This is a genomic window from Vibrio halioticoli NBRC 102217, assembly GCF_000496695.1.
In the GTDB taxonomy this organism is placed as follows: domain Bacteria; phylum Pseudomonadota; class Gammaproteobacteria; order Enterobacterales; family Vibrionaceae; genus Vibrio; species Vibrio halioticoli.
Window position 1 is genome coordinate 13296 of the sequence record NZ_BAUJ01000050.1, and the last position, 16354, is coordinate 29649.

Sequence of the window (16354 nt, forward strand, 5' to 3'; positions counted from 1 at the left end):
TAGTAGCGAGCAACAGTAGCTACTATTCGGCGAATAAAAAAAGCGAGCATTCAGCTCGCTTATCTATAGCTTTAAAGTTCGCTTATCGCTTACTTATTTTAGCGTTACAACCACATTATCAATCAGTCGCACTTGACCTAAGAAAGCGGCGATTAAAATGACGGCTTCTTTAGTGTCGGCATTGATCTCGCCAAGGGTTCGAGCGTCGCAAATAAACAGCTCATCTGGCTTCATTTGCGCGTCCACAATCGCAGCTTCACCAAATTGGATCGCTGATTTAACGTCTAGTGGGTTAGCCAGTAAATGATCGGCCATTTTGTGCATGGCTTGGGCAAGGCGCGGAGCAATAGCTCGTTCTTGCTCAGTTAGGCGATTATTGCGCGAGCTCATCGCCAGACCATTTTCTTCGCGTACGATAGGCACTGGAATAATTTCGATATCCATTGCTAAGTCTTCAACCATTTGGCGAATAACTGCTACTTGTTGGAAATCTTTTTCACCAAAGCAGGCAATGTCAGGCTGAACCAAATTAAATAGCTTAGATACAATTGTGGTTACGCCACGGAAATGCCCCGGACGTGATGCGCCTTCTAGCATGTCGGAAAGTACCGGCACTTCCACAAAGGTGTGCTTATCTAACCCTTGAGGGTAGATGATCTCTGGCGTTGGAGTGAACACCAAAGCTGTGCCTTGTTCTTCCAGTAATGCCAAATCTTGCTGTAGCGTTCTTGGATAGTTTTGCAGATCTTCTGGATTGCCAAACTGCAATGGATTGACAAAGATGCTGACCACAACCACGTCTGCGACTTGCTGCGCTTTGCGCACCAATGTGAGGTGACCTTGGTGCAGGTTACCCATGGTTGGAACAAAGCCGATGGTTTTTCCTGCTTGTTTAAACGCACGAATTTGCTGACGAAGTTCAGCTGTATTATTGACAGTTAACATGTTCAGCTCCTAAGCAATCGTATGATCAGGCCCAGGGAAGGCACCCGATTCTACATCGGTAATGTACTTAGTGACCGCCAAACGAATATCACCGGTTTCTGCTAGGAAGTTTTTAGAGAATTTAGGCATGTAGTTGGCAGCAATACCGAACATGTCATGCATAACCAAAATTTGACCATCGGTTACATTACCTGCGCCAATACCGATAACCGGTACATTTAGCGCTTGGGTGATGCGTTCAGCTAATGCCGAAGGAACACACTCAAGTAAAATGATTTGTGCGCCTGCAGCTTGTAGTTCTAGTGCATCTTTAACCATTTGATCCGCTTGTTCTTGATCGCGACCTTGCACTTTAAATCCGCCAAAGATATTGACCGATTGTGGGGTTAAACCTAAGTGAGCACAGACAGGTACAGCGCGCTCAGTCAGCATGCGTACGGTAGGAGCAAGCCAAGAACCACCTTCTAACTTCACCATGTTTGCGCCCGCTTGCATCAGCTTACCGGCTTCCAAACACGCTTGCTCTGGAGTGGCGTAGCTCATGAATGGCATATCAGACATAAGCAAACTATTTGGGCTACCTGCTCGTACAGAGCGCGTATGGTAAGCAATATCTTCAACAGTAACAGGAAGTGTGTCAGCTTTACCTTGCAGCACCATTCCTAAAGAGTCACCAACGAGAAGCACGGGCATCTCTTGTTGTTCAAATAGTTGAGCAAAACTTGCATCATAAGCCGTTGAAGAAGCAAATTTACGTCCTTCTTCTTTTAGCTTCATTAGCGTATTAATGGTTACTTTTTTCATTTCTATGCCTTTTTCTGGAAGTTGGGGCTTAGCCCCACACTTGCAAACCGTTTCTATCGACTGATTCTACGAGTTTGTTGAGTGCACTTCCGTCTGGAAGTATTAAGTTTGATTCTATTTCTTGCAGAGGATAAAGAACGAATTCTCTAACCTTCATACCATAGTGAGGTACGACTAAGCGAGGGAGGTCAATGACTTCATCACCGTAGAGGATAATATCGAGGTCGAGTGTTCTCGGTCCCCAACGTTGCTCTTTGCGCACGCGCCCTTGTTCGTTTTCGATCTTTTGTGTGTTATCCAAAAGTTCGATAGGGGATAAGTCAGTTTCAATCTTAACTACAGCATTAATGTAGTCAGGTTGATTCTGAGGCCCCATAGGGGTGCTGCTGTACAGTGATGATGCTTGTATCACGCGGCTATTGGGCAGTGACTCCAAGCTCTTAATCGCTTGTTGAGCTTGTGCTATTGGGTCACCTAGGTTGCTGCCTACGGCAATATACGCAGTAATCATTAACTGGATTTCTTTGGTTTTTTCTTAGCAGGACGACGACGGCGACCACTGCCAGAGCGGTTACCTGAAGCGCCAAGATCTGTCACCATAGCTTGACGCATGTTGCGACCTGAATGTTGGAAGGTATGCCACCATTGCGCCAGTTTTTGGGTATCGCCTTGCTCTACTTGGCCGCGCATTTCTAGGAAGTCAAAGCCAGCTCTAAACTTGTTTAATTCAAGTAGGCGGAAAGCACGCTTACCTGAGCGTCTTTCAAGGCGTGACTGTAATTGCCACACTTCTCTAATGGTGGCGGTATGACGACGTGGAATAGCGGTACTGCGAACTTGTTCATCAAGAATGTAGTTGCCCGCGGTCATCATGGCATCGTAATGGCTCATGCCTTGCTGATCCATTAATCGTGCCGCGTAGGCTTCGACTGGATACCACAACATAGCGGCAAACATAAAGGCAGGGTTAACTCGCTTACCTTCAGCAATGCGTTGATCGGTCGACTCTAAAACTAAATCAATCATTTGTTCTGTTTTAGAGTTTTCTTCTTCGGTAAACAGTTCAGCCACTTGCGGGAATAAATGCTCAAATAGGCCAAATTCACGCAATAAATCGTAAGTGTCCAGTCCGTGACCTGATTGCAGAAGTTTTAGCGATTCTTCGTACAAACGCGCCGCTGGAATACCTTGCAGTAAGGGTGCTAAGTAGTTGATTGGGTCAGCGGTTTCAAAGCTGATGTCCATGTCCAATTTTGAGGCAAATCTTACTGCGCGAAGCATGCGCACTGGGTCTTCGCGATAGCGAACCTCAGCATCACCAATTAAACGCACCATGCCTTCATTGAGGTCACGCATGCCGTTGGCATAGTCATGGATAGAAAAGTCTGCGATGTTGTAATACATGGCATTAATAGTGAAATCACGGCGTTCTGCATCTTCATCAATAGAGCCATACACATTGTCTCGCAATAACATCCCTTCTTCTGATTGAACGGAAGTTTGCTTTTCTGCTTGTTGATGATGGCCTCTAAAGGTCGCTACTTCAATAATGTCGCGACCAAAGATGATGTGAGCAAGTCGAAAACGTCGTCCGATTAAGCGGCAGTTACGAAACAGTAGCTTAATCTGCTCTGGGGTAGCATTAGTGGCAATATCGAAATCTTTTGGTATTTTTCCAAGAAGAAGATCACGAACACCGCCCCCTACTAAAAATGCATCGTATCCAGCTTTTTGTAATCGATACAATACCTTGAGTGCATTCTCGCTGATATGCTCTCTAGAAATATTGTGCTGGTCTCTTGGGTAAACGTTAAGGTCTATTTTCCCAACTGAGTTAGTGGTATCGAAATCAGATGTCATCGAGTTTGTCAGTTTCTTTTTTAGTAGGAACGAGAAGGCAATACATCATATTGCACTCCATAAGAGTTTGGTTTGAATGAGCTTCAAATCCGCGCATATAATAGCCTAGCTGATGCGATTTGAGAACAAGGTTGTGACTTGAGTCTCTTTTGGCAGTTGCTCAAGATGCCAATGTTTGACTCCCCAAGCAAGAATTTCATCAATATCTGCTGTTTCTAGCTGTTTTGGTAGCGTAAAACCAAGAAAACGCATCGCGCAAATTAAGGTAGGAATTGGGTTGGACAAGCTAATGCCCGGTGCGTGATTTTGTTTAGATAATTTAGCGCCATTTTCGGTAACCGCCAATGGTAGATGTAAATACTGCACAGGCTTAGCATCCAGTAATTGATAAAGACTGATTTGTCGTCCTGTAGGCTCAATCAAGTCAGCGCCGCGCACCACTTCCGTTACACCTTGGTCGATATCATCAATCACCACCGCCAGATTGTAGGCAAATAGCCCATCACGACGTTTGATAATAAAATCTTCTGCGGCAATTGCGGATGGAATATCGATTTTACCTTGTTTTAGGTCGACAAATTCAGTGACCGGAGCGTCTATTTTGATGCGGATAGAACAGTTGTCTGCGGTGAGGCTTTTATCTCGGCACTGCCCTTGATAGTAGTTACCAGCGGCTTTAATTTGTTTGCGGGTACATTGGCAGTAGTAGGCTTGCTGTTTGCTCAGCCATTGTTCAATTTGCTGTTGATACAATGAGTGCCTGTGACTTTGATAGACAACCTCACCATCCCAATGCAAATGATAGGCTTCCAGTGTTTCTAGGATGAGCTTAGCTGCACCGGGCATTTCCCGTGGAGGGTCTAGGTCTTCCATGCGAACCAGCCAGTCACCGCGCTGAGATTTGGCTTGAAAGTAACTGCCTAATGCCGCTACCAAAGAACCAAAATGCAATGGGCCTGAAGGGGAGGGTGCAAATCGTCCAATGTATTTCATACAAACTTTTTACCGCAAAAAGGGAGCCAAGGCTCCCTTTGTACCAATCGTAGCAATTAACTTATCATTCTAGCGGGTTAAAAGGCTATTGCTGATTTTTAATGGCATTGATTGGCATTAGTTTAAAACTGTAATGTTCAATTAGCCTTGCATTTGCTTTTCTTTTAGCTCTGCAAGAGTTTTACAATCGATACATAGATCCGCTGTTGGGCGAGCTTCAAGGCGGCGAATGCCTATCTCAACACCACATGAATCACAGAAGCCGAATTCGTCTTCTTTAATCTTGTTCAGCGTTTTCTCAATTTTTTTGATCAAACGACGCTCACGGTCACGGTTACGTAACTCTAAGCTGAATTCTTCTTCCTGTGATGCACGATCAACAGGATCTGGGAAGTTAGCTGCTTCGTCTTGCATGTGTACAACAGTACGTTCTACATCAGTACGCAATTGGTCGCGCCAAGCCCCTAAAATTTTTGTAAAGTGAGCCATTTGCTCTGGTGACATGTACTCTTCACCAGCAATTTCTTTGTACGGCTCGACGCCTGCTATGGCTAGAATGCCTAGCGCTTTTTTCTTAGATTCTGGCATACCGCATCTCCTAGTAACCTTATCGAACCACAAGTGGTCTAATTTTAAGGCGGGTATCTATAGCAAAAAGTCTCTGACTAAGCAATAAAGTCTATAAGTTACATGTTTAAGTATACGTATAAATGTGAACAGTTCGTCACTTTAACTCCCAAGATAGGGTAAGTTACGTGAAATTTGCACACATTCAACGGACAGGTCTGCTTTGTAACAAATTACTTCTACACCGGCCTGTTGGGCTTGTTCAAGTAAAATTGAATATTGGCCATCTATATGGAGTGCCGGTGACACTTTTTCAATGCCTGAATGCAAAACAATGAATAAAAGTACCGCTCTTTTTCCCGATTGTTGAACTTCTATCAATTCTCGGAGGTGTTTTTGGCCGCGAGTAGTGACAGCATCAGGGAACTGCCCAAGTTGTTGTTGTTCGTCAGAAAGTAAAGTCACGCTTTTGACTTCCACGTAGCAATCCGCTTTGTTTTCGTCACGCAATAGGATATCAATACGGCTATTTTCAGAACCGTATTTTTGTTCAGTTTTGAGAACTGAATAGCCTGACAGCTCACAAATAACCCCATTGTTAATCGCTTCAACAGCTAAAGCATTAGCACGGATAGTATTTACGCAGATGCGATGGCCGGCTTTGGTTTCGCTGAGTTCCCAGCTATTAGGGTATTTACGTTTAGGGTTATCCGAGGTAGAGAACCACACTTTACTGCCAGGCTCAGCGCACCCGGTCATAGCGCCGGTATTGGCGCAGTGAATGGTGATTTCAGAACCATCATCTAAGGTCAGGTCTGCAAGAAAACGCTTATAACGTTTGATCAAAGTTCCGCTTTGTAAGGGAGGAGAAAATTCCATTTCTAAATCATTTGGGTAGAATTGAAGAAAGGACACATCATGGCATAGGCCCATCTCTTGATTCAAGTACTATCCAATCTGCCCATTAACGCTATCTTAGATGACATTACTGCCTCTTTGCAGCAGCATTCTCAGCTGATTATTCAAGCGCCGCCGGGGGCGGGTAAATCCACGTTTCTACCATTGCAGTTGCTATTAAACTCCGGTTGCAGTGGCAAAATCATCATGCTTGAACCAAGGCGATTAGCGGCAAAAAGTATCGCAAGCTTTATTGCCAAGCAATTAGCAGAACCGGTAGGTCAAAGGGTAGGGTATCGGGTTCGTGGTGAGAGTAAGTGCAGCAATGCCACTCGGCTAGAGATCGTTACTGAAGGCGTATTAACCCGCATGATCCAGTCAGATCCCGAATTAACTGGGGTTGATATGCTACTTTTTGATGAATTTCACGAAAGAAGCATTCATGCTGATTTGGGATTAGCGTTAGCGCTAGAAGTTCAGCAAGTATTCAACGAGCAACTCAAAATAGTGGTGATGTCGGCGACACTGGATCAATCCAGTTTACAGGCGATTATTCCAGATGCCGCGGTGCATACCTCCGAAGGACGAGGCTTTCCTATTGAGCAGCGATATGCCCCAGCCAAAGCCAATCAAAATATTATTGCGTTAATTTGTCAGCAAACCCTGAAAGCATTGCACGAAGAGCAAGGCTCTATTTTGGTGTTTCTACCCAGTATAGGTTTGATCAATGCGTGTCTAGAGACCTTAACTGATGAGTGTTCTGGTGATAAGCAGAACAAAATCATGGCACTGCATGGCGGTTTAGATTTTTCTGCTCAGCAACAAGCGATTCAAGCAAGCCCACAAGGGCAAAGGAAAGTGGTCTTAACCACTAACATTGCAGAAACCTCATTAACCATTGAAGGCGTGAGGATTGTTATCGACAGTGGCTTAGAAAATCGCGCCAGTTTCGATTTAAACAGCGGTGTTACCCGCCTTGAACAAAAGTGGGTATCGCAGTCATCGGCTGTGCAAAGAGCGGGGCGTGCGGGGCGAACAGAGCCTGGTATTTGTATTCGTCTTTACTCTGAATCTCAGTTTAAACAAAACCCGTCACACACGGTCCCTGAAATTATGCGCAGTGATCTTTCCTCTTTGATGCTAGAGGCGGCGCAGTGGGGGAGCTGTGATGTAAGCGGTATGCAGTTTGTGCAGCAACCGCCGGCAGCGGCAGTGAGTGTAGCGTGCGCGCTATTGCAGAGTTTAACCTTGCTTACTCCTGACTTCACCCTGACTCAGCAAGGCAAGCGAGCACTACAATTGGGCTTAGAACCTCGCCTTAGCGCTATGTTATTAAGAGTGCCAAGTGAATTATTTGATACGGCATTAGCCTGTGCCGTAGTGCTCGAAGAGCCGATGCGCAATAGCGATGACATTGGCTTTCAAGTGGCGCTGTTTGTGGAGCGTAAACACCCTAAGCAGAACTTATTAAAAAGACGAGCGGATATTTTAGCTAAACGCATGCAGCATTCATTTACTTTGTCTGCGGTGAAAAGCGCGCAAATAGGAGTGTGCTTAAGTTTGGCCTACCCAGACCGTATTGCCAAGCAACGCTCGGCCAATAGTACCCAGTATCAATTAACTTCTGGGCATGGCGCATTTGTTGATGACAGCAGTCGCTTATTAGGTGATGAATACCTAGTGGCGGCTTTGCTACAAAAAGGGCGACAATCGTCCAGTCGAATACTGGCTGGCGCGCATGTGAATCGCGCAGACCTTGAAGCATTACATACCTTTGAACAAAAAAAGGTGTTGCAATGGAATGATGAAAAGCAATCTTTGATTGCCGAACAGCAACTTACCATTGGGCAATTAGTGGTGCAAAGAAAGCCGATTGCGACAGCGGATCTTTCCCCTGAACTGTTGGCAAGTGGCATGTTGGATTATGTGACAAAGAAAGGTCTAACAGTTTTACCATGGAGCAAAGAGTCGATACTGCTACGCAGTCGAGTTAACTGTGCCAAGCAATGGTTACCTGAGATGTCATGGCCTGATTGGAGTGACTCAGGGCTACTTAACTCATTAGCGCAATGGTTGTTGCCTTATCTTAGCGGTATTCGCTCAGTTAAGGGCTTACAGGCGTTGAATATGCTGGATATTCTCAATGCCACATTGGGTTGGCCATTGAATCAAAAGATCGATACATTGTTGCCCAGAAGCATCAAAGTGCCTTCTGGATCAACAAAAACACTGCAATACAGTGCAGATAAGCCGCCGAAATTATCGGTTAAACTGCAAGAAATGTTTGGTGAACCGCAATCGCCGACCGTAGCGGAAGGAAGAGTGAAGGTAACTCTTGAGTTATTGTCACCGGCGCAAAGACCACTGCAAGTGACTCAAGATCTTGCGGGCTTTTGGCAAGGAGCATACAAAGAAGTGCAAAAGGAAATGAAGGGGCGATACCCTAAACATCCTTGGCCTGATGATCCTGCGTCACACCAAGCAACCAGTAAAACCAAACGTCATTTAAAATAGAAATGGAATCATAGCGTGCCAGATAAACGGACTCCGCCAAAACCGCGTCAAACTAAAAAAACAGCGGCCAAGAAAAAGCCGCTGAAAAAATCAGTGGTCTCAAAACGCACCGCCAAAGCCAAACATCCGCGCTCGTGGAAGAAAACGTTGTGGGGCATAACATGGAAAGCCAGCCTAGCAGGATTTGCAGTATTGGCATTTGTGATGGTGTACTTAAATACGGTTGTCGAACGACGCTTTGAAGGGCAGCTATTTGATTTGCCTACCGTGGTGTATGCACGCATCTTAAACTTAGCGCCCGACTCTAAAATTACCCATTCTCAGATGCTAAAAGAGCTTGATGTTCTACATTATCGTAAGGTTCGTTCACCTAAGTTTCCTGGAGAATACTCGGCTTCTAGCACTAAAATTGAGCTGATTCGTCGTCCGTTTGAATTTCAAGATGGTCCAGAGCCGGATCGTCATGTCATGTTGTACTTCAACAAAACTGGCGTGACAAAAATTGAATCTTTAGAGAAAAAGGGTCAATTGGGCTTTTTGCGTTTAGAGCCGAAAATGCTTGGCATGTTAGAGAAAAACGTTACCGAGCAAAGACTGTTTGTAAAAAGACAAGATTACCCAGAGTTTTTGGTGGATGCGTTGGTAACCACCGAAGATCGTGACTTTTATCATCATGATGGCGTTTCTCCTACCGCAATTGCCCGCGCATTTATAGTGAACTTAAAAGCAGGTCGAGCGGTGCAAGGGGGCAGCACCTTAACTCAGCAATTGAGTAAAAACCTCTTTTTAACCAGAGAGAAAACCTTGTGGCGTAAAGTTCGAGAAGCTTTAATTGCGATCATCATTGATCATCGTTACGACAAAGATCGAATTTTAGAAGCCTATCTTAATGAAGTTTACCTAGGGCAAAGTGCAGGTCAGGCCATTCACGGCTTTGGCTTGGCAGCGCGTTTTTACTTTGGGCAACCGATTCAAGAGTTGCGTATTGATCAAATGGCGATGCTGGTGGGCTTGGTGAAAGGGCCGTCGTATTACAACCCAATTCGTCATCCGCAACGAGCAAAACAGCGTCGCGATCTGATTTTGAAGCTCTTGTTTGAGCAAAGCTATCTTAACGCTGAGCAGTATCAACAAGCGATCAGCCGTGATTTGGATCTGCAAAAAACGCCGCGTATTGCTAGCCGTCAGCCGGCCTACTTCCAGCAGTTAAAAAATGAATTGCAGCAAAATGTAGGCAGTGATTTTGAGCAACATATGGGGCTACGTCTATTTACTACTTTAGATCCTGTATCTCAGTCGATGCTGGAAAAAGCGGTGCGAGAAACCTTACCTAGGTTAGAAAAAGGCAAACCTTCGCAACTGGAAGCGGCCGCGATAGCGGTAGATAGAAAAACCGGTGAAATCCGCGCTATGGTTGGAGGCCGACGAACCGGTTATGACGGCTTTAATCGGGTATTAAATGCTTCTCGTCAAATCGGTTCTTTGGTTAAGCCTGCCATCTATTTAGATGCTTTGATGCAACCAGATAAGTATCAATTAGCCACCACCTTAATTGATGAACCCATTTCATTAAAAGGCAATAAAGGCAGTACTTGGACGCCGAGAAACTTTGATAGGAAATTTAGAGGTAAAGTTCCGTTTTATCGCTCTTTAGCGCATTCACTAAATGTACCTACGGTGCGATTAGGGATGAGCTTAGGCATTAAAAATGTACAACACACCATTGAAAAATTGGGCGTTGATGAAGGTGAGATTCGACCACTGCCGTCCATGTTTTTAGGTGCATTTACCTTAACGCCATATCAAGTGGCGCAAATGTATCAATCGTTAACTAACTCAGGTAAAAAAGTGCCATTAACAGCGCTGCGAGTAGTGAAAAACCAAGATGATGAAGTGTTGTATCAATCACTGCCTCGTGCTCGACAAGTGGTGCCAGAGCAGGCCGCTTGGCTGGCAACCTATGCAATGAAAAAAGTAGTCAGCGAAGGTTCTGGTCGTTATCTAACCAATCATTTTTCTCGCTTTGCTTTAGCTGGCAAAACCGGTACCAGTAATGACGGTCGTGACAGTTGGTTTGTTGGCGTAGACGGACGAGAAGTGGTGACTTTATGGGTGGGCAGAGATGATAACAAAGAAGCGCATTTAACTGGTTCATCTGGCGCTTTGCGAGTTTATGATGATTACTTGAAACAACGTGAACCAGAAGTGCTTAGCTTGCCTTGGCCAGAAGGTATTCGTACTCTGGGTTATCGTAAACTTGAAGATGGTAGCCTTGCTGTAGACTGTAATAGCAAATTTAAATTACCTGTCTGGGATGCCAGTGGACAAGCTTTGAGTGAGTGTGAATCGAATGCAAAGCCTTGGTTTAAAAAAATATTACCTTGGTAGTAGCGATGAAAAGTCAAAAAGTATGTTAGATTTGTAGGTATTCTCGTAAATGGATTTATAGGATTTTCAATTGCTACGTAATGCATTGTTGGTTGGCATAATTGTATTTTTTACAGTTGCAGTTAATGCGAATCCCGCTTCGGCGACAGAGATTAATCAAGCTACGTCTAAATCACGACCAACGATTGGTGTGGTATTAGCCGGGGGCGGCGCAAAGGGCGCTGCTCATATTGGTGTCTTAAAAGCCTTAGAAGAAATGCGAGTTCCAGTGGATATCATTACTGGTACAAGCATGGGGTCGTACGTTGGCGGTTTATACGCCACCGGACAAAGTGCTGATCAAATTCAATCTTATTTAACGGCGATAGATTGGAATTTAGGTTATCGCGATCAAGTGGATCGCGCTGACCGACGCATTCGTGATAAAGCTTACGACGATCAATACCAAATCAATGCCGATTTAGGCATAGGTTGGGGGAAAATAAAAACCCCAAAAGGCGTAGTGCAAGGGCAAGGAATGCTGCGCATTTTACGTGAAACTTCCCATTCTCCTCTCAAAGTAGACAGTTTTGATGACTTTGCTATTCGCTATCGTGCGGTGGCGACAGATATCGTTAATCTTAAGCAAGTGGTATTAGATAAAGGCTACTTAGTCGATGCCATGATGGCATCCATGTCTGTGCCAGGTGCATTGCCACCTTATGAGCTCGATGGCCAATTTTTAGTTGATGGTGGCGTGGTGAATAACATGCCCGTTGATTTAGCTCAGAAGATGGGGGCGGATTACATCATTGCGGTTGATATCTCTTCAGATTATAAAACCGAAGAACAACTGGCGAGTTTCCTTGATGTTGGCGGACAGCTTTCGAATTACTTGGTCAAACGTGGCACCATCGATCAAGGCAAACTTCTTTCGGACAAAGATGTACTATTAACTCCCGAAGTAGGACAAATAGGTACTACCGATTTCAGTGCTATGCCAGAAGCCTATCAACGTGGCTACGAAGATGCGATGAAGCATAAAGCAGAGCTAGAAAAATTTGCTTTATCAGAAGAAGATTACGCCGCTTACAAGCAACAAAAAGAGCAAAAAGCACAACAAATCGTATTTGGTGATGATGTGCCGATTGATAAGATTGAAATGGTGAACCAAACCCATTTTAATTCAGAAGTGTTGTATCACCGTCTTGCTATCGATCCTGATCATCCCCCAACATCTGAAGATATTGAAAATGCGGTTTCACGCTTGTATGCGTTAGACCGCTTTGAAAAAATCACTTATAAATACGAACAGCAAGATTTAGAAAATACCTTAGTGATCGATGTTGATGAAAAAGATTGGGGTCCTAACTATTTAAACTTTCGCTTCTTCCTAGAAGATGATTTTACGACCACTAGTCAGTATGCCATTGGTGCTTCAGCTAACTTTACCGACCTTGGTTGGGAAGGTGGCGAGATGAGAACTAGCGCCGAGCTAGGTACCGATAAGTTGATTGCTGCCGATCTTTATACGCCTTTCTTTTCCAATCAGTTGCTATATAACACCGTATTGGTGCAATACTCTGATGAAAACCGCAACGTAGCACTTGCCAATGTACAAGGCGGAGAGATCACCGACTTATCGGATGTGACCAACTATATTCCCGTGACTTACTCTGAATTTAAAGCCGATGCCAGCATTGGCTTACAGCCAGCATTATGGAACCAGTTATCAGTAGGGCTACGTTATACAACTGGCAGAGCGAAACTATCGACCTTCTCATCAGCCGGAGATATTTCATACGATCGTAAAGGTGTTTATGTACAGTATGTCGCAGACACCTTAGATAATGCCAGTTTGCCGACCAAAGGCTCTTACTTATTTATGGAATACTTAACCTCATTTGATAAGGTCGATAATGAGGATTCAAGTTACGATGAAGAGCGAGTGGATGAATATAAGGTTCGTTGGCTATCGGCGGTTACTTTCCATCAAAAACATACCTTTGTGGGTAATGCTGAATTAGGTTTGTTTGATTCGGTTAATAATGTCGCGCCCATTGACCCGTATGATCTGGGCGGCTTCCAACACCTATCTGGTATTCCGCGCAATAGCTTGATAGGTCAAAACAAAGCGTTTGCTATGCTCGTGTATCGTTATCGCTGGTTTGAAAATGACTTTGGCATGTTCCAGTCGCCAATTTATGTGGGGTTATCCGCTGAATATGGTGGAGTATGGTCAGGTTCAAAACACAATATTAAGAATGCACCGTTATTTGTCGCAGGGTCGGCTTACATTGGTATTGATTCTCCTATCGGCCCCGTGTTGTTGGGGTACGGTCAGACAGAAGATGGCATGGGTGCCGCTTATCTTTCGATAGGTAATGCCTATAAATAACCAATGAATTTAATAATCAGTTTAAATGTAAGGTTGTAAATCTAGCCGAACGAATTACTTAGGTTTACAGTTTTTCTAGGATTTCCCCGTACTTTCATCCTAAGTTGCTATGTTGGTCAAAATGGTGAGATTTTAATTTGATGTTAAATTTGATATTCTCGCTACACCATTTTGGCGCTTGTTTACTGTAATGCTTACCGCATACAGCAATGTTACGACAATAGGAAGAAGTGTCTAATCAAAGGATGTCTGTAGTTTTTGCTACAGACCACAACCAGAGGAATGAAGTTGTGCTTGAAGCTTATCGCAATCATATAGCTGAGCGTGCTGAACAGGGAGTGGTTCCAAAGCCCCTCGATGCAGAACAAGTCGCTGCACTTGTTGAATTACTAAAGAACCCACCTCAAGGTGAAGATACCTTCATCTTAGATCTCTTAGAAAATCGTATTCCACCAGGTGTTGATGAAGCCGCCTATGTCAAAGCTAGCTTCTTAACCGCAGTCACTAAAGGTGACGTTATATCGCCGCTAGTGTCAAAACAAAAAGCAGCCGAACTGCTTGGTACTATGCTCGGTGGTTACAATATTGAACCACTGATTAGCCTGCTAGATGACGCAGAGCTTGCGCCTATCGCAACCAAAGCACTTTCACACACTTTGCTAATGTTTGATGCTTTCTATGATGTAGAAGAGAAAGCCAAAGCGGGCAATGAATATGCGAAGCAAGTGGTGCAGTCTTGGGCTGACGCTGAATGGTTCTTGTCAAAACCTGAGCTACAAGAAAAAGTCACTTTGACTGTGTTTAAAGTCACAGGTGAAACCAATACCGATGATCTTTCTCCGGCGCCAGATGCTTGGTCTCGCCCTGATATCCCAGTGCACGCTTTAGCTATGCTAAAAAATGAGCGTGAAGGTATAAATCCTGATAATGCTGGCACAGTTGGTCCGATTGGACAAATTGAAGCGTTAAAAGAGAAAGGTCACCAGTTGGTTTATGTGGGTGATGTTGTCGGTACGGGGTCTTCTCGTAAATCCGCGACTAACTCGGTGTTGTGGTTTATGGGGGATGATATTCCTCACGTGCCGAACAAGCGCGCAGGTGGTTATGTGCTTGGTGGTAAAATCGCCCCTATCTTCTTTAATACCATGGAAGATGCAGGCGCATTACCAATCGAAGTGGATGTCACTAAATTGAACATGGGTGACGTTATCGATGTTTACCCATACCAAGGTAAAGTGTGTGATCATGCAAGCGGCGAAGTGATCGCTGAGTTTGCATTAAAAACAGACGTGCTTATTGATGAAGTTCGTGCTGGTGGTCGTATTCCTTTGATTGTAGGTCGTGGCCTAACAGACAAAGCGCGTACTTCACTAGGGCTTGAGCCATCAGAGGTATTTCGTAAGCCAGGCGAAATCGCAGATACTGGCAAAGGGTTTACTTTAGCGCAGAAGATGGTTGGTAAAGCATGTGGCGTTGCGGGCATTCGTCCGGGAACGTACTGTGAGCCGAAGATGACGACAGTAGGTTCGCAAGATACTACCGGCCCTATGACTCGTGATGAGCTAAAAGATCTGGCGTGTTTAGGTTTCTCTGCTGACTTAGTGATGCAGTCTTTCTGTCATACATCAGCGTATCCAAAACCTGTTGATGTGACTACGCACCATACACTGCCTGATTTTATTATGAACCGTGGCGGCGTTTCACTGCGTCCGGGTGATGGTGTTATTCACTCATGGTTAAACCGCATGCTTCTGCCTGATACAGTAGGTACAGGTGGCGACTCCCATACTCGTTTCCCACTGGGCATTTCTTTCCCAGCAGGTTCTGGTTTGGTGGCGTTTGCGGCGGCAACAGGCGTAATGCCACTGGATATGCCAGAGTCAATTTTGGTGCGCTTTAAAGGCGAAATGAAACCGGGCATTACATTACGTGATTTGGTTCATGCCATCCCTTACTACGGCATCAAGCAAGGCTTATTGACGGTAGAAAAAGCGGGTAAAGTGAATGAATTCTCTGGTCGCGTACTTGAAATTGAAGGTGTTGAGCACCTTTCTGTAGAGCAAGCCTTTGAGCTTTCTGATGCGTCTGCTGAGCGAAGTGCGGCAGGTTGTACTGTTAAGTTGTCTCGCGAGTCTATCGAAGAGTACCTAAACTCTAACATCACCATGCTTAAGTGGATGATCGCTGAAGGTTATGGGGATCTGCGTACCATTGAACGTCGTATTAAGTCGATGCAAGAGTGGCTAGATAATCCAGAGCTAATGGAAGCGGATAAAGACGCTGAATACACGCACGTTATCGAGATTGATCTTGCAGAAATTGATGAACCAATTTTGTGCGCACCGAATGATCCTGATGATGCTCGTCCGCTATCTGCAGTACAAGGTACTGATATCGATGAAGTCTTTATCGGATCGTGCATGACCAATATTGGGCATTTCCGCGCCGCAGGTAAATTGCTAGATAAGTTTAACGGTCAGCTAGAAACTCGCCTATGGGTGGCTCCGCCAACTAAGATGGATCGCGATCAACTGACAGAAGAAGGCTACTACGGCATCTTTGGACGTGCAGGGGTGCGTATTGAAACTCCGGGCTGTTCGCTATGTATGGGTAACCAAGCACGTGTTGCCGACAAGGCGACCGTCATGTCTACCTCAACACGTAACTTCCCGAACCGTCTTGGTACGGGTGCTAACGTGTATCTAGCGTCAGCTGAATTAGCCGCAGTAGGGGCAATTTTAGGGCGTATACCAACTAAAGCAGAATACTTAGAGTACTCTTCTCAGATTGATGCGACAGCTGCCGACACCTACCGTTACTTGAACTTCCACCGTATGGCGCAATACACTGAAAAAGCCGATACCGTGATCTTTCAAGAACCGGCCTAATCGTTAACACGATTACTCTCAATAACCGCTGCTAGTCAGCGGTTTTTTTATGCCTGTTAAACTACATTATATTCGACAAGCCATTGTTTATAAGTAGACATAGATTTCAAAGGGCGAATGA

Annotated in this window: 11 protein-coding genes; 4 read left to right on the top strand and 7 right to left on the bottom strand. The window is 44.8% G+C overall.

Features of this window, described 5'->3' with window-relative positions; all coding sequences use genetic code 11:
- Positions 1-93: 93 nt before the first annotated feature.
- From panC to sfsA, 7 genes are all read right to left on the bottom strand, one after another.
- Positions 94-945 carry a pantoate--beta-alanine ligase gene (gene panC, locus VHA01S_RS13785; protein WP_023404975.1) on the bottom strand — a complete coding sequence of 284 codons (852 nt, stop codon included), beginning with the start codon at positions 943-945 and terminating at the stop codon, positions 94-96.
- Between the two features lie 9 nt (positions 946-954).
- On the bottom strand, positions 955-1749 hold the full coding sequence (panB, locus tag VHA01S_RS13790; RefSeq protein WP_023404976.1) for a 3-methyl-2-oxobutanoate hydroxymethyltransferase: 795 nt from the start codon (positions 1747-1749) through the stop codon (positions 955-957).
- Between the two features lie 28 nt (positions 1750-1777).
- The gene (folK, locus tag VHA01S_RS13795; RefSeq protein ID WP_023404977.1) at positions 1778-2260 is read right to left on the bottom strand and encodes a 2-amino-4-hydroxy-6-hydroxymethyldihydropteridine diphosphokinase; all 483 of its coding nucleotides are present in this window, start codon (positions 2258-2260) and stop codon (positions 1778-1780) included.
- A complete protein-coding gene (gene pcnB, locus VHA01S_RS13800) occupies positions 2260-3609 on the bottom strand; it encodes a polynucleotide adenylyltransferase PcnB (protein WP_023404978.1) in 1350 nt (449 codons plus the stop codon). The genes folK and pcnB overlap by 1 nt, the downstream gene beginning before the upstream one ends.
- A gap of 105 nt (positions 3610-3714) precedes the next feature.
- Positions 3715-4602, bottom strand: a complete 888-nt coding sequence (gluQRS, locus tag VHA01S_RS13805) for a tRNA glutamyl-Q(34) synthetase GluQRS (RefSeq protein ID WP_023404979.1) — start codon at positions 4600-4602, stop codon at positions 3715-3717.
- Between the two features lie 141 nt (positions 4603-4743).
- On the bottom strand, positions 4744-5190 hold the full coding sequence (gene dksA / locus VHA01S_RS13810; protein ID WP_021712223.1) for an RNA polymerase-binding protein DksA: 447 nt from the start codon (positions 5188-5190) through the stop codon (positions 4744-4746).
- Between the two features lie 141 nt (positions 5191-5331).
- Positions 5332-6048 carry a DNA/RNA nuclease SfsA gene (gene sfsA, locus VHA01S_RS13815; RefSeq protein ID WP_039971010.1) on the bottom strand — a complete coding sequence of 239 codons (717 nt, stop codon included), beginning with the start codon at positions 6046-6048 and terminating at the stop codon, positions 5332-5334.
- A 57-nt stretch (positions 6049-6105) separates the two neighbouring features.
- On the opposite strand from sfsA, the gene hrpB reads away from it, so the two are divergent.
- From hrpB to acnB, 4 genes are all read left to right on the top strand, one after another.
- Positions 6106-8580, top strand: coding sequence for an ATP-dependent helicase HrpB (gene hrpB / locus VHA01S_RS13820; protein ID WP_023404981.1), 2475 nt, complete (start codon positions 6106-6108; stop codon positions 8578-8580).
- A 15-nt stretch (positions 8581-8595) separates the two neighbouring features.
- Complete coding sequence (mrcB, locus tag VHA01S_RS13825) at positions 8596-10968, top strand: penicillin-binding protein 1B (protein WP_023404982.1); 2373 nt, start codon at positions 8596-8598, stop codon at positions 10966-10968.
- Between the two features lie 70 nt (positions 10969-11038).
- Entirely contained in the window at positions 11039-13345 is a 2307-nt protein-coding gene (locus tag VHA01S_RS13830; RefSeq protein WP_023404983.1) for a patatin-like phospholipase family protein, read from the top strand.
- Positions 13346-13635: 290 nt separating this feature from the next.
- A complete protein-coding gene (gene acnB / locus VHA01S_RS13835) occupies positions 13636-16233 on the top strand; it encodes a bifunctional aconitate hydratase 2/2-methylisocitrate dehydratase (protein ID WP_023404984.1) in 2598 nt (865 codons plus the stop codon).
- Positions 16234-16354 lie beyond the last annotated feature (121 nt).

Coding starts and splice junctions, on each gene's coding strand:
- panC (WP_023404975.1), bottom strand. CDS start 945: ATGTTAACTGTCAATAATACAGCTGAACTTCGTCAGCAAATTCGTGCG.
- panB (WP_023404976.1), bottom strand. CDS start 1,749: ATGAAAAAAGTAACCATTAATACGCTAATGAAGCTAAAAGAAGAAGGA.
- folK (WP_023404977.1), bottom strand. CDS start 2,260: ATGATTACTGCGTATATTGCCGTAGGCAGCAACCTAGGTGACCCAATA.
- pcnB (WP_023404978.1), bottom strand. CDS start 3,609: ATGACATCTGATTTCGATACCACTAACTCAGTTGGGAAAATAGACCTT.
- gluQRS (WP_023404979.1), bottom strand. CDS start 4,602: ATGAAATACATTGGACGATTTGCACCCTCCCCTTCAGGCCCATTGCAT.
- dksA (WP_021712223.1), bottom strand. CDS start 5,190: ATGCCAGAATCTAAGAAAAAAGCGCTAGGCATTCTAGCCATAGCAGGC.
- sfsA (WP_039971010.1), bottom strand. CDS start 6,048: ATGGAATTTTCTCCTCCCTTACAAAGCGGAACTTTGATCAAACGTTAT.